At 46.1% G+C, this 13,851-nt stretch carries 12 protein-coding genes; 11 read left to right on the top strand and 1 reads right to left on the bottom strand.

Annotated features, from left to right (window positions below):
* Window positions 1-18: 18 nt before the first annotated feature.
* Genes ACRD6K_RS18180 through ACRD6K_RS18140 form a run of 9 tightly spaced genes read left to right on the top strand, consistent with a single transcriptional unit; the run spans window position 19 to window position 10,740 of the window.
* The gene (locus ACRD6K_RS18180; protein ID WP_430974421.1) at window positions 19-1,584 is read left to right on the top strand and encodes a carboxyl transferase domain-containing protein; all 1,566 of its coding nucleotides are present in this window, start codon (window positions 19-21) and stop codon (window positions 1,582-1,584) included.
* A gap of 12 nt (window positions 1,585-1,596) precedes the next feature.
* Window positions 1,597-2,403: an enoyl-CoA hydratase-related protein gene (locus ACRD6K_RS18175; protein ID WP_430974420.1), complete on the top strand. Its 807-nt coding sequence runs from the start codon at window positions 1,597-1,599 to the stop codon at window positions 2,401-2,403.
* The gene (locus tag ACRD6K_RS18170; protein WP_430974419.1) at window positions 2,403-4,376 is read left to right on the top strand and encodes an acetyl/propionyl/methylcrotonyl-CoA carboxylase subunit alpha; all 1,974 of its coding nucleotides are present in this window, start codon (window positions 2,403-2,405) and stop codon (window positions 4,374-4,376) included. The genes ACRD6K_RS18175 and ACRD6K_RS18170 overlap by 1 nt, the downstream gene beginning before the upstream one ends.
* 18 nt (window positions 4,377-4,394) lie before the next feature.
* On the top strand, window positions 4,395-5,552 hold the full coding sequence (locus ACRD6K_RS18165; RefSeq protein WP_430974418.1) for an acyl-CoA dehydrogenase family protein: 1,158 nt from the start codon (window positions 4,395-4,397) through the stop codon (window positions 5,550-5,552).
* A gap of 1 nt (window position 5,553) precedes the next feature.
* Entirely contained in the window at window positions 5,554-6,567 is a 1,014-nt protein-coding gene (locus tag ACRD6K_RS18160; protein ID WP_299581205.1) for a beta/alpha barrel domain-containing protein, read from the top strand.
* Entirely contained in the window at window positions 6,554-7,870 is a 1,317-nt protein-coding gene (locus ACRD6K_RS18155; RefSeq protein WP_430974417.1) for a hydroxymethylglutaryl-CoA reductase, read from the top strand. The genes ACRD6K_RS18160 and ACRD6K_RS18155 overlap by 14 nt, the downstream gene beginning before the upstream one ends.
* Window positions 7,860-8,783 carry a GYDIA family GHMP kinase gene (locus tag ACRD6K_RS18150; protein WP_430974416.1) on the top strand — a complete coding sequence of 308 codons (924 nt, stop codon included), beginning with the start codon at window positions 7,860-7,862 and terminating at the stop codon, window positions 8,781-8,783. The genes ACRD6K_RS18155 and ACRD6K_RS18150 overlap by 11 nt, the downstream gene beginning before the upstream one ends.
* A 6-nt stretch (window positions 8,784-8,789) precedes the next feature.
* Complete coding sequence (gene mvaD, locus ACRD6K_RS18145; RefSeq protein WP_430974414.1) at window positions 8,790-9,842, top strand: diphosphomevalonate decarboxylase; 1,053 nt, start codon at window positions 8,790-8,792, stop codon at window positions 9,840-9,842.
* A complete protein-coding gene (locus ACRD6K_RS18140; RefSeq protein ID WP_430974413.1) occupies window positions 9,829-10,740 on the top strand; it encodes a mevalonate kinase family protein in 912 nt (303 codons plus the stop codon). Before mvaD ends, ACRD6K_RS18140 begins: the two co-directional genes overlap by 14 nt.
* 16 nt (window positions 10,741-10,756) lie before the next feature.
* On the opposite strand, the gene ACRD6K_RS18135 is transcribed toward ACRD6K_RS18140, so the two are convergent.
* The gene (locus ACRD6K_RS18135; protein WP_430974412.1) at window positions 10,757-11,875 is read right to left on the bottom strand and encodes a PSP1 domain-containing protein; all 1,119 of its coding nucleotides are present in this window, start codon (window positions 11,873-11,875) and stop codon (window positions 10,757-10,759) included.
* Between the two features lie 141 nt (window positions 11,876-12,016).
* On the opposite strand from ACRD6K_RS18135, the gene ACRD6K_RS18130 reads away from it, so the two are divergent.
* Together ACRD6K_RS18130 and ACRD6K_RS18125 are read left to right on the top strand one after the other, a co-directional pair.
* The gene (locus ACRD6K_RS18130) at window positions 12,017-12,436 is read left to right on the top strand and encodes a DUF1761 domain-containing protein (protein WP_299581187.1); all 420 of its coding nucleotides are present in this window, start codon (window positions 12,017-12,019) and stop codon (window positions 12,434-12,436) included.
* 114 nt (window positions 12,437-12,550) lie between these two features.
* Complete coding sequence (locus ACRD6K_RS18125) at window positions 12,551-13,744, top strand: Lnb N-terminal periplasmic domain-containing protein (protein ID WP_430974411.1); 1,194 nt, start codon at window positions 12,551-12,553, stop codon at window positions 13,742-13,744.
* Window positions 13,745-13,851 lie beyond the last annotated feature (107 nt).

The following is a 13,851-nucleotide window of genomic DNA, read 5'->3' as shown; positions in this document are numbered from 1 at the left end:
AATTTGTTTAACGACCACATGGATAAAGCTCAACAAAATAGCATTCAGTACAGATCAGCGCAAGGTGATGGCGATGTTGTTGATTTTCAGAAGGTGATGGCTGATTTTCGAGAGCGATTGAAGTTCGTTTCTTCGCACGGAAGCCCGAAAGCCGTTGAAAAACATCGCGGAAGAGGAAAGTTGCTGGCCCGTGAACGAATTGATCTTTTGATCGATCCGCAAATCCCGTTCCTGGAACTTTCAAGTTTTGCAGCTTTTGATCAATACGATAACGCTTTCCCCTCCGCAGGAATTGTGACCGGCATAGGACTGGTGCAAGGGCGTGAGTGTCTTTTGGTGGCTAACGATGCTACCGTGAAGGGTGGAACTTACATTCGGGAGACTATTAAGAAACATATTCGGGCTCAGGAGATCGCTTTGAAAAATCACCTGCCTTGTATTTATTTAGTTGATTCGGGCGGAATTTACCTGCCGGAACAAGCCCAGGTATTTCCGGATCGCTTCGATTTTGGACGGGTTTTTTTCAACCAGTCGAAACTGTCAGCAGCCGGAATTCCTCAGGTTGCCGTAGTGATGGGATCTTGTACCGCGGGTGGCGCGTACGTGCCGGCCATGTGCGATGAAACCATTATTGTAGAAGGGCAGGGAACCATTTTTATTGGTGGGCCACCTTTGGTAAAAGCGGCTACCGGAGAGGTGGTCACTGCCGAAGAATTGGGAGGTGGCGAAGTGCATACGTCAGTATCCGGAGTGGCCGACCACTTGGCTAAAGATGATGTGGAAGCCATTGAAATTTGCCGAAAAATTGTGGCGACTTTTCCAAACGTTCAGAAACGCGCAGTTCAGCTTTGTCCGACAGAAAAGCCCAATCACGAAGCTGAAGAGCTTTATTCATACCTCTCAACTGACTTGAAAAAGCCCATCGATGTGCGGGCAATTATTGACCGTTTGGTTGATTCCAGCGATTTTCAGGAGTTTAAGGAGAATTACGGAAAGACTTTGGTGACTGGCTTTGCCCGGTTGAAGGGAATTCCGATTGGAATTATCGGAAACCGGAGTTTTCTGACGGCAGAGAGTGCCCGAAAAGGAGCTCACTTCATCCAGTTATGCAATCAACGTCAGATTCCCATGTTGTTTCTGCAAAATATCACCGGTTTTGTGGTTGGTAAAAAGTATGAGCATGAGGGGATTGCGCGTGATGGCGCCAAGTTGATCCATGCCGTGGCCAATTCGGTTGTACCGAAAATTACCTTAGTAATTGGCGGATCCTTTGGGGCGGGGAATTATGCGATGGCCGGTCGGGCTTACGAACCTGACTTTTTGTTTATGTGGCCTCATGCACGCATTGCCGTGATGGGCGGGGAGCAGGCTTCAGGGGTTTTGCAAACCATTGGACAGAATGGACGCAATGCGAATTTGGTTACTCAGTTTGAAGAAGAAAGTACAGCTTATTATAGTTCTTCCCGTTTGTGGGATGATGGCATTATTGATCCGGTGGAAACCCGCGATATTTTAGCTTTGGCTTTTACGGTAACGCTTAATCAACCAGTTCAGGAAGCCCGTTATGGTGTTTTCAGAATGTAAAAAGAGAAGGTTATGAAGAATTGGAAAAATATACAACTAGAAATAACAGGCCGCCGCGCAAACTTGCTATTAAACAGGAAGAAGGTTCACAATGCATTGAATCCGAGAATGATTGAGGAAATGCATGAAGCGCTGGCCAAAGTAGCTGCAGATGACAAGGTGCAATTTTTGGTGATTTCCGGAGCTGGAAAATCTTTTTGCGCCGGAGCTGATATCAATTGGTTTGCCGAGGCGGTCAACAAGGCCAAGTCCGACAACTGGCAGGAGTACCTGCGGATGGCTGAACTGATGAAGGTGATTTATCAGTTCCCGAAGATTACCATTACGGCAGTTCACCGGCATGTGCTGGGCGGTGCCAATGGTATTGTTGCTGCCTGCGACTTTGCAGTGGCTGAGCATTCTACAGCTTTTGCTTTTGGAGAGATTAAACTGGGGATTGTTCCGGCTATCATTACACCGTTCTTATCGAAGCGGATGTCAACCCAGAATTTGAAAAAGCTCATGTATTCCGGCGATCGGTTTGGAGCACCTCATGCGCATGGGGTTGGACTGGTTGACTTCCTGGCCGAAGATGGTCAGCTGGAGCAGGTGGTTAATGAATTGATTGATGGTTTGAAAAACTCATCGCCCAATGCTTTGCGCGCATGCAAGCAATTGCTGCTGAAGGAAGGTTCAGGCGAGTTAACCATTGAAAACAGTGAATATACGGCGGCGGTCCTCGCAGAGCTGATTCACTCGGACGAGGGGCAGGAAGGCCTAAGGGCTTTTTTGGAAAAACGAAAACCGGACTGGAAAAAACTAAATGTGGTTGAAAATTAATGAAGCTCTTTCAGAAAATATTAATTGCGAACCGGGGCGAAATAGCTGTGCGGATTATTCAAACGGCAAAGAACTTGGGAATCCGGACTGTTGCAGTTTATGCCGCGGATGATGCGGCTTCATTACATGTTAGTTTGGCAGACGAAGCTGTTTTGCTGGAAGGAGTGCAGTTGAGGGAGACTTACCTGAATAAGGAAAAAATTATTGAAGCGGCCCAAAATGCCGGAGCTCAGGCCATCCACCCGGGCTATGGTTTCCTGTCAGAGAATGCTGAGTTTGCAGCGAAGGTTGAACAGGCAGAGCTGATTTTTATAGGAGCCACGCCTGAGCAAATTGGATTAATGGGCGAGAAGACGCAGGCCATTGCTTTTGTGAAAGAACTGAGGATTCCGGTTATTCCGGGAAAGACTGGCAGTGTCAGTGATATTCTTGGTTGCTCAAGTGAGTTGGAATTTCCCTTGCTGGTAAAGGCGTCAGGTGGTGGCGGCGGAAAAGGCATGGAGATCGTTTACCAACCGGAACAGTTGCCTTTGGCACTGGAACAAGCTCAACGTCAGGCCTTGCAGTATTTCGGCAATGATGGCTTGTTTGTAGAAAAGTTTCTTCCCAAGGCCCGTCATATTGAAGTGCAGATCCTTGGCGACGGTCAGGGCCATGCCGTGCACCTTTTTGAACGTGAATGCAGCATTCAGCGTCGGTATCAAAAACTGATAGAAGAGGCGCCGGCACAAGCACTTTCGCAAACAACCAAAGAGAAACTATACCAGTCGGCGCTTCGTATTGCGCGGGCTACAAAATACAGAGGAGCAGGAACCATTGAGTTTTTGGTGGATGAGCAGGAGAATTTTTATTTTTTGGAAATGAATACCCGCCTGCAAGTGGAGCATCCGGTAACCGAGTATATCACTGGAGTTGACCTGGTGGAATGGCAATTCAAAATTGCTTCGGGGCAGGAGTTCAGCTTATCGCAGCAAAACCTGACAGCCAAAGGACATGCAGTTGAATTACGAATTTGTGCTGAAGATCCACTTTGTGACTTCAGGCCTGCTTCCGGGACTGTTGGTGAACTGGTTGTGCCTGAATTATGCCGTTGGGATAGCTTTCTTCAATCCGGAATGCCTTTGTCGTCCAGCTACGACTCCCTTATTGGCAAATTGATCGTAGGAGCCGAAACGCGTGAGCAGGCCTTATCGGATATGCAGCAAGCTGTGAAGAACCTGTTCATCCAGGGAATAAAAACCAACCAGGAGTTTTTGTTGGAGCTCTTGTGTCAGGATGACTTCAGGCAGAATAAAATTTGTACCCGCTGGGCTGAGGAGCGCTTGCCGGAAAGCATTCAGCGCATTCAGAACAAGCAGTTGGGAGAATCGGCTCTTGAGGTATTGGCAGGCTACCTGTTGCATCACTTTTATCGCTCATCGCATGCATCCAATCCTTGGAATGCGCAGGGATACTGGCGAATGCATTCTGTTTTTAACATCGCATTGGAAGGAGAGTGGCATGAAGTTCAGGTTCACCCAAAGGGTGATATGATTTTGGTGGACTGGAAAGGGGCAAGCTATGCATTAAAAATTGGCCAATTTACCGGAGCAAAGCTTGAATTTCAGTTAAATGAAAAAGATATTGTTATCTTTATTTCCGAAGAAAAAGAGCAAACTTGCCTTCAGTGGGAGGGCAGACAGCTTAGATTGTGGAGTAATCAGGTTTTGAACCACGTTCGCTTAAATAAGGATGCTGGAAAAACCACACAGGTAAAGACAAATCAAGTCGTAGCTGGTTTATTTGGAAAGGTGATCGATGTTTTGGTGAAGCCGGGAGATGTGCTTCGGAAAGGACAGAATTTGTTGATCATCGAATCCATGAAGTCGGAATTTACAATACAAAGCCCGGCTGATGCCGTGGTGAAACATATCCATGTAACCAAGGGACATTTGGTTCAGGACAAAGAATTATTGGTAGATCTGGAGTCGTAAAGAAATTAAAACATAGATATGAGCGCATTTTTAAATGAAACTCATCATGCAATCAGGGCCAAAGTCAGAGACTTTGCAGAAAAATACGTGAAGCCTGTGATTGGTGAGTTTGAAGCCAACGAACAGTTTCCAATGGAGCTGATTCGTTCTCTGAAGAGTCTGAAGATTTTTGGAATGCATGCCCCGAAAGAATATGGGGGACAAAACAGTGATTATTTGTCTTACATAATTGCTGTTGAGGAATTAGCCCGCGTGGATAGTTCGGTGGCAGCTACTTTAGCTGCACACAATTCATTAGGCGTGGGGCCGATTATGGAATTTGGTACCGAAGAACAGAAAGCCAAATACCTGCCTGCTTTGTGTACGGCTGAAAATCTGTGGGCCTTTGGGTTGACCGAAGAAAATGCCGGATCAGATGCCCAAGGGGTTGAAACCATTGCCGAAAAACAAGATGGCGGATGGTTGGTAAACGGACACAAAAAGTACATTACCAATGGTGCTTCCGACATGTCGGCAGGGATCAGCTTTGTGGCTCAAACCGGCTTGCGCCCCGATGGGCGGAAAGAATTTACAGCTTTTATGGTTTCGAAAGGAACGGCCGGCTATACCCGCGAATTCATGAAAAATAAGCTATTGTGGCGCGCTGCAGATAATGGAATGGTTTACCTGAAGGATTGTTTTATCCCTGCTGAAGATCAGTTGGGTGAGCGCGGAGAGGGGATTAAAATTATGCTGAAAACAATTGACTCGGGCCGGCTTTCGATAGCGGCGATGGGACTTGGACTGGCCCAGGGAGCTTTTGAAATGGCGGTGAGTTTTGCAAAAAAACGGAAACAATTTGGTCAGGCCTTGGCAAATTTTCAGGTAATTTCTTTTAAATTGGCCGACATGGCCATGAAAATTGAAAATGCCCGGAACACTTTATACAATGCCTGCTGGTTAAAAGATAACGGACAGCCTTTTGGTACACAGGCGGCCATGGCTAAATTGTACTGTTCAGAGGTTGCCAGCGATGTCGCCAGTGATGCCTTGCAAATTTTTGGAGGTGCCGGCTTGTTTCGAAATGATGAATACCCAATCGAACGTTTTTTCCGCGATCAGCGATTGCTTTCCATTGGAGAAGGCACATCTGAAGTTTTGCGGATGGTTATCTCGCGTTCGGTTTTAAAGGAATAACATGACTAAAGATCGTAAACTAGACCACATTCAACTCGCGTTTGATTCGCAAACCGGTTTTGCCGAGCAGGATCAACGCTTTATTTATGAACCCATGCTGGCTGCTCATCCTAACGATGAGGAGAACTCGTTCCTGTTTCTGGGGAAAATGATTCGGGCGCCATTCTGGGTTTCAAGCATGACCGGAGGGACCGGTGTGGCTGAAAAAATCAATAAAAATATTGCGCAGGCTTGCCGTGAGTTTGGATTTGGAATGGGGTTGGGATCGTGTCGGAAAATATTGTTTGACAAAACCCATTGGGCCGATTTTGACATGCGTGATACCATTGGCCCGGATCAGCCTTTGTGGGCTAACTTGGGAATTGCTCAAATTGAAAAATTACTACAAGAGAAAAACGAAAAAGCCATTATTGACTTGGTTGGCGGGCTTCGTGCCGATGGATTGATTGTTCATGTCAATCCGTTGCAGGAATGGTTTCAGCCTGAAGGTGACCATATTGAGCGTCCGCCATTGGAAACCATTACCCATTTGATGGAGCGGATTCATATCCCCTTAATTGTGAAAGAAGTAGGGCAGGGGATGGGCGAAGATAGTTTGAAGCGTTTGTTGGAACTGCCCTTGGCGGCCATTGAGTTTGCAGCCTATGGCGGTACTAATTTTTCGAACCTCGAGTTGATGCGGGAAGATCCAGCGACTCAGGAAATGTACCAGCCTTTTGCCTTTGTGGGGCAAACTGCTTATCAGATGGTGAAAACGGTTAATCGTTTGTTGCAGCAAATGGGTGAGCCCCGTTGCCGGCAGCTAATCATTTCGGGTGGGGTGAAGAGCTACCTGGATGGCTATCATCTGACTTCATTGAGTCAGTTGCCTGCCGTATACGGGATGGCTTCTGCTGTGCTGAAACATGCTACCGGTGATTATAGGGAGCTTCAAACGTACCTGAAAAACCAGCTCAAGGCCTTTCGTTTGGCTCAGCAATACTTGAAGTTAAATCCGGAATATGACGGAACCTAAAATCATAAGTGGATTTTCAAAACTGGATCGTTTACAGAAAATTGAATGGCTGATTGAACAATTGAAACTGGACAAGGAAACGCTTGAGCAGCTTAATCGTTTCCAGCTTTCGGAGCAAGCCATTCAACAGCTGATTGCCGATTTAAGTGAAAATCAGTTATCCAACTTTCATTTGCCTTTTTCAGTTGCTCCCAATTTCAGGGTTGATAACAAGGTATTGACTTTCCCGTTGGTTACCGAGGAAAGCTCGGTTGTGGCTGCCTTGGCAAAAGCGGCCGGCTACTGGGCCAAGCGGGGTGGTTTCCATACCGAAATTATTGGAACGGAAAAAAAGGGGCAGGTGCATTTTAGTTGGAACGGGAAGCCTGAAAAGCTAAGCGAATCCTTTTCGGAATTGAAAGAGGAGCTGGAACGGGATGTGGCTCCACTGACGCAAAACATGGAAAAGCGGGGTGGCGGAATAACAAACATCCGGTTGAAGCACTTGCCTGAAGTTAGGCCCAATTACTACCAGCTGGATGTTGCTTTTGAAACCTGTAATGCCATGGGAGCCAATTTCATCAATTCGTGTTTGGAGCAAATGGGCAAAACACTGAAAAACTGGGCCAAGGCCAATGGTGATTTCCGGGATGACGAAAAGGAAGTGGAGGTGATCATGGCCATTTTGTCAAACTATGTGCCCAACAACCGGGTTAAAGTTTGGGTTGAATGTCCGGTTGAGGACTTGGACAGCGATGCCGATCAGGCGCACGCTTTGGCGATGAAATTTGTGCAGGCCGTTCACATTTCGCGGCATGATGTTTCGCGTGCCGTAACTCACAACAAAGGAATATTTAACGGGATTGATGCCTTAGCCATCGCAACCGGGAATGATTTTCGTGCCATTGAGGCTGGAGGTCATGCTTTTGCCGCCAGTTCCGGACAATACCGGGGGCTGAGCAATGCCGGAATAACCAATGGAAATTTTTGGTTTAGCCTGGAGATGCCGCTTGCTGTTGGCGTCGTAGGTGGTGTAACCAGCTTGCATCCTTTGGCAAAGCTGGCCATGCAAATTATAGGGCAGCCCTCTGCGCGTCAATTGATGGGCTATCTGGCTGTTGCCGGGCTGGCGTCCAACTGGTCGGCCGTGCGTGCCTTGGTAACTACCGGCATTCAGAAAGGGCATATGAAAATGCACTTGAGTAATATTTTGAATAGTTTGCAGGTTTCGGATGAACAAAAGCAGGCTGCGATGCTTTACTTTCAACACCGGGAAGTTTCATTTTCCGAAGTGCAGAATTATTTAAAAGAACATGCCAAATAGTCAAAAAACATATCATGCTCACGGGAAACTGCTGCTAACGGCCGAATACTTTGTGTTGCAGGGAGCAAAAGCCATTGCCTTGCCTTTAAAGTACGGGCAGCACATGGAGGTAACCGAGGGCAAAAAGCAAGGAGTGGTAAGCTGGAAAGCCTTTATGCAGGAGGGCTTGTGGTTTTCCTGCGATTTTAGCTTGCCCGACCTGAAAATCATTCATAGTTCGGATGCGGGGAAAGCGTTAATTTTAAAGGATGCGTTAAAAGCGATTTTGGAAATGAATCCCCGGTTTCAGCTGAATGGTGGATTGGATATTCAGACTAAAATTGATTTTCACAACCAATGGGGCTTGGGCAGCAGCAGCACCTTGATTGCCAACCTGGCTTCCTGGGCCGGTGTTGATCCTTACCAGCTCAACGAAAAAATATTTAACGGTTCGGGTTTTGATATTGCTTGTGCTTCGGCTGCAGGCCCGATCTTTTATGTGAAGAATGAAAAGCCTGAGCCGGTTACTTTGGATTATCCGTTTTTAGATAAGCTCTATTTTGTTTACTCCGGATTGAAGAAAAGTACACGAAATGAGGTGCGGCGGTTCCTGAGTGAAGGGAGTATTTCTCACAAACAACTTGAAGAGGTTAATCTCCTTTCGGAACAACTTGCCAGTGTACAAAGCCTGAAGGAGTTTCAGGAATTGATCCGACGTCATGAACAGTTGGTTTCCGGTGTGCTGAAGATTCCAACGGTTAAGTCAAGTTATTTTAGCGATTTTCAGGGTGATATAAAATCGCTGGGAGCATGGGGTGGTGATTTTTACCTGGTGGCTACCCCAATGGACGACCGTTGTGTATTGCAATACTTCAAAGAAAAAGGCCTAAGTGTGGTCTTCCCTTGGAATGAATTGGTTTTGAATAATCGTTGATTTATTATGGTGAAAAAAGAAATTTACCGGGCAGCATGGGAATGTCCGTCAAATATAGCATTGGTAAAGTACTGGGGCAAAAAGGAGGGACAGTTACCGATGAATCCGTCCTTGAGTTTCAGCTTGAAGAAAGCCCGGACCCAAACACGGGTGCGCATCGAGCCTTCTTCGCGGCGAAAGGTTGAGTTTTTGTTTGAAGGCCAACCATCGGTTTTTGCCGACCGCATTGAAAAATACCTGGCCAGCATGTCGCTGGAGCATGATTGGCTGAACGACTACTCCTTCTACATAGAAAGCAGTAATACGTTTCCGCATTCTGCCGGAATTGCCTCTTCGGCATCGGCTTTTGGAGCGCTGGCGCTTTGTTTGGTCGATTTGAAAGAACAGGTGACAAACAAGCAGTTTACCGAACAGCAATTTTTTCAAAAGGCATCACGCTGGGCACGTCTGGGAAGTGGTAGTGCCTGCCGGTCCGTGTTTCCCTCTTTTGCCTTGTGGGGCCGGATGAACGGCTTTCTGAATTCAACCGACTGCAATGCCATTCCGGTAACCGAGAAATTTCACCCGGACTATCAGTCCTTGCGGGATGCGGTTTTGCTGGTTGATTCTGCGCAGAAGAAAGTTTCCAGTTCGGCTGGACATCAGTTGATGAATCAGCATGAGTTTAAGGACGTGCGCATTGTGCAGGCCAATAGTCACTTAACCGAGTTGGTGCAGGTGATGAAAGTGGGCAACCATGAGCGTTTTTTTGAGTTGGTTGAAAAGGAAGCACTGAGTCTGCACGCTATGATGATGACTTCCGACCCTTCTTTTATTCTATTGCAGCCCAACAGCCTGTTGCTCATTCAGAAAATACGCGAATACCGCCAAAAAAGCGGTTTGGCTCTTGGTTTTACAATTGATGCGGGGCCAAATATTCATTTGATTTATTTTGAAAAAGACAAGCAGCAGGTGCATGCGTTTATCAAGTCAGAGTTGTTGGCTTTAATAGAGAATGGTCAATGGCTGGATGATAATATCGGCGGCGGCCCTATGAAATTAGCAGATGAAGAAATTTAATGCCAAATTATTGTTGTTTGGGGAATATGGGTTGATGTTTGGAGCTGAAGCGCTGGCTGTTCCGTTTCCCCATTTTACCGGAGAGCTTGCCTTTGCGAGTCAAAAGAAAGTGGCCGAGGTAAAGCAGAGTCAGCGGGATTTGGAGCATTTTGTCACGTTCTTTGAGCAAGAAGGATTAAACGAACAAATGAACTTTCCCATCGGACTCGATGAAATTCGCCGGGATTTAAAGCGAGGACTTCACTTTGATTCTGATATTCCTTTGCAGTACGGCGTAGGCAGCTCCGGAGCACTGTGTGCGGCACTCTATCAACACTATGGAAGTAATCAGTTGGATTTGAAAGAGCTCAAAGAAAAGTCCTGGTTGTTGAGCAGCCTAAAGCACGATTTTTCAGTGATGGAGTCTTTCTTTCATGGTAAAAGTTCGGGTTTTGATCCCTTGGTATCGTATGTTAACCGGCCGGTTTTATTGGTGGGTGACGAGATTCGCCTGCCTTCACCTGAAATTCAAACGCCGGGGTACTCGGTAGTGCTGCTGAATACCCAGGAGAAAAGCCCAACGGCCCCTTTGGTAAGCTGGTTTGTGAAAAACATGGAAGCACAGGAGTTCAAGGCCAAGTTTGATGAGCTTTTTCTGCCGTCGAATTCGCAGGCTATTCATGCTTTTTTGAATGGCGATACCACCAGGCTTTTTCAAGCGTTGAAATCAATTTCGGCTTTTCAACGTGAAAATCTTCAGCCAATGATTCCGGAAGCGTTTAAGTCGGTTTTTCAGGAATTGACAAGCCGGGATATTCCGATAAAGTTATTGGGTTCCGGGGGCGGTGGCTACCTGCTTGCTTTTGTTCCCGATGGCGTGACTTTACCTGCAAAACTAAAAAGCCTCAAGGTGTTTTAACCTCAAGGCTTTGTGTTTATGAATTGGTATTTACTTTTTTCTGTCGGTTCGTGTTGGGCCGTTTTGAAAACTTTCGCTTACGATTTTTCTTCTTTTTGGGTTTCTCCAGTAAATCGGTATTCACAGAGCCTACGCTCATTTCATTTTCTAATTTGGCCTCCGGGCTAAGGTATTGCTCAATGGGTGGTTTTCGGCCGCGTTTGTTAAGCTGAATGATTTTCTTGACATCATCCAAGTCCAAAACCAGGGGTTTGTTGCCGTAGGCTTCTTCCAACGTATACCAGATTTTCTTATTCAGAATCTCTGTTTTAAAATGACGGGCCAATCCTTTGGATGTTTCCAATGCCAGCAGTTCATTGGGGAAATCATCCTGCGCTTCCAGGTAGGTATCCAGCTCGTACATCAGGCAGCACTTCAGCTTCCCACATTTGCCGGCCATTTTCTCAGCGTTGGGCGACAAACCTTGCTGATGGGCCGCATCGGAGGTAACGCTGTCAAAATCAGTTCGCCAGGTTGAGCAACAAAGCTCGCGACCGCAAGAGCCAATGCCGCCTATACGTCCGGCTTCCTGCCGTGCACCTATTTGCTTCATTTCAACCTTGACCCGAAATTCGCGCGCATAACGGCGAATGAGTTCCCGAAAATCGACTCGACCTTCAGCAATGTAATAAAATATCGCCTTGGCATTGTCTCCACGGAATTCAACATCTCCGATTTTCATGTCCAGCTCTAACTCATTAGCTAGCTGGCGCGAACGCACCATAACGGCATATTCACGGTTGCGGGCCGCTTCAGCCTTTTCCTTATCAGTGGTGGTGGCTTTGCGGTAAATTTTATTCCATTGGTAACGTTCCGGTTTTCTTATTTTTCGTTTAAACTGTTTGTCGGCAAGAGTTCCTGTTAGCGAAACGGTTCCGACATCGTGTCCCGGATTGGTGGCTACGACCACTAAGTCACCTACTTTTAATGAAAGTGCATCTTCGTTTTTAAAGAACTCTTTGCGGGTTCCTTTGAAGCGCACTTCAACAATATTTGATAAATGTGTTGTATCTGGTAAATCGTTCAGCCAATTGTAGGTGCCTAGCATTTCGGGGCGGTCACCTTGAGTATTCATATTACATCCACTACATCCCATATGCTTCGTATTTAATAATTTCAGACAAAAATATCTAAAATTATGCGCAAATACTATTTTAATTCAATCTAAATAAGGACTTGTCCTACTGATTTTGTAATTTGTATTAAGCTTACAAATTGTGAAACTAAACTGAAAATTATGGACTTGGCACATGTGATTTCAAATTTGAATTATTGGGCTGTTTTAGTGGCTTCGCTAAGCACCTTTGTGGTTGGAAGTTTATGGTATTCGCCTGTTTTGTTCGGCAACAAGTGGATGGAACTTAATGGCTTTACTGAAGAAAAACTCAAGGAAGGACTCCCTATGCCGGTTATATTTGGGAGTTCATTTATTGCTTCCTTGCTGGCGGCATTTGCCCTGGCTTTGTTTTTAGGATCGTCGGCTGATCTGGGAATGGGGCTTTTTGCCGGTTTTGTCATTGCTGTTTTTTGGATCAGCACGTCGCGGCTGAACAACATCCTTTTTGAGCAGGGAAAGCCGGGTTTGTTTTTGATTCATGCCGGATATGACCTTGTTTCTTATCTGATTATGGGAGCAATTATTGGTGGGTGGCATTGATTTCGGCGCATCGGATAAGTGCAGTTAAAGAGGGCAGCAATAACTTTTGGAAAAGATTTTCAGGATTAAGCAGGTTTAGACCTGCTTTTTTGTTTTTTTTGAATAAAAAAAGTTGTGAATAAGATATTTCTTGCTTTTACCATTAGCTTTTTGCTTTGCTTTTCCTGGGGCAGCCAGGCTTTTAATTTAAGTGATAAAGCAGAAGTGAGCCTGCTTACCTGTGGACCCAGCAAGCAGGTTCATGCCCTTTACGGACACAGCGCTATCCGGGTGCACGATCCGGCACGTAGGGTGGATGTTGTGTTTAACTACGGGGTATTTAGTTTTAGTGAGCCAAATTTTGTTTACCGTTTTGCCAAGGGGCAGACGGATTATTTACTGGCGGCTGAAAAGTATGAGAATTTTCTGGAGAGCTACCGACGTAGCCAGCGCCGGATTGACGAACAGATATTGAACCTGACTCAATCGGAAAAACAACAGCTGCTCGGCTATTTAATTTGGAACGCCAAACCCGAAAACCGGGAATACCGATACAATTTCTTCATGGACAACTGTGCTACGCGCGTGCGTGATGTGGTTGAGAAACATGTTGACGGGAAATTGACTTTTTCAGAAGAAACAGGTTTGGGCATGACTTTTAGAGAGCATGTTGATGCTTATCAGCGTGTTTTGCCATGGATAAATTTTGGCATTCATCTGACCTTGGGGAGTCCATCGGACGAGATCGCAACAGCCTATCAGGAAATGTTTTTGCCTGATTTTTTGATGAGCCATTTTGCAGAAGCGCAAATTCAGGCAGAAGGGGAGAGTCGTTCCTTGGTGAAAGAAACCCGAATGATCTATGAGCCGGAGAAAACGCAAAAATCTGGGTTTCAATTGTTGGATCCTTCGCTGGTGTTGGGCATTTTGTTGGTTGTGCTGGTGCTGGTTAGTTATAAGCAGTATAAGCAGCGAAAGGCCAGCCTTTGGATTGACTATGTTTTGTTGTTTGTGACCGGATTGATTGGACTGGTTTTGCTTTGGTTTGTGACTTACTCGGAGCATCCGGCAATGCACCCCAACTACAATTTGTGGTGGGCAGTTCCAACCAACCTGGTGTTTCCTTTTCTGTGGATGGTCCGTAAATGGCGTCCGGCTTTAGCCTGGTACTGGAAAGCCTTATCGGTTTGGTTGTTGGTGTTTTTTCTGTTTAACCTTTTGACCCCCCAGGCTTTCCCGTTCAGCTTTTACCTGCTAACGGCAATGATGCTTTGCCGGGCTTTGTTGCACAGTTTTCTTGCCCTGAAAGCCAGCCGGGAGGTTTGCTGATCAACTTTGGGAGGACTGTTGATGGTTGTTGAAAAGTTTCGCTGAACAAATCAGCGCAGACCTTCCTTGTTGTACATGCATCTTTTATCTTTGCTATTCATTCAATT

Origin of the sequence: Sunxiuqinia rutila (assembly GCF_050589705.1) — a bacterium.
GTDB lineage: Bacteria > Bacteroidota > Bacteroidia > Bacteroidales > Prolixibacteraceae > Sunxiuqinia > Sunxiuqinia rutila.
This window is presented reverse-complemented; position numbering and strand designations above follow the sequence as displayed.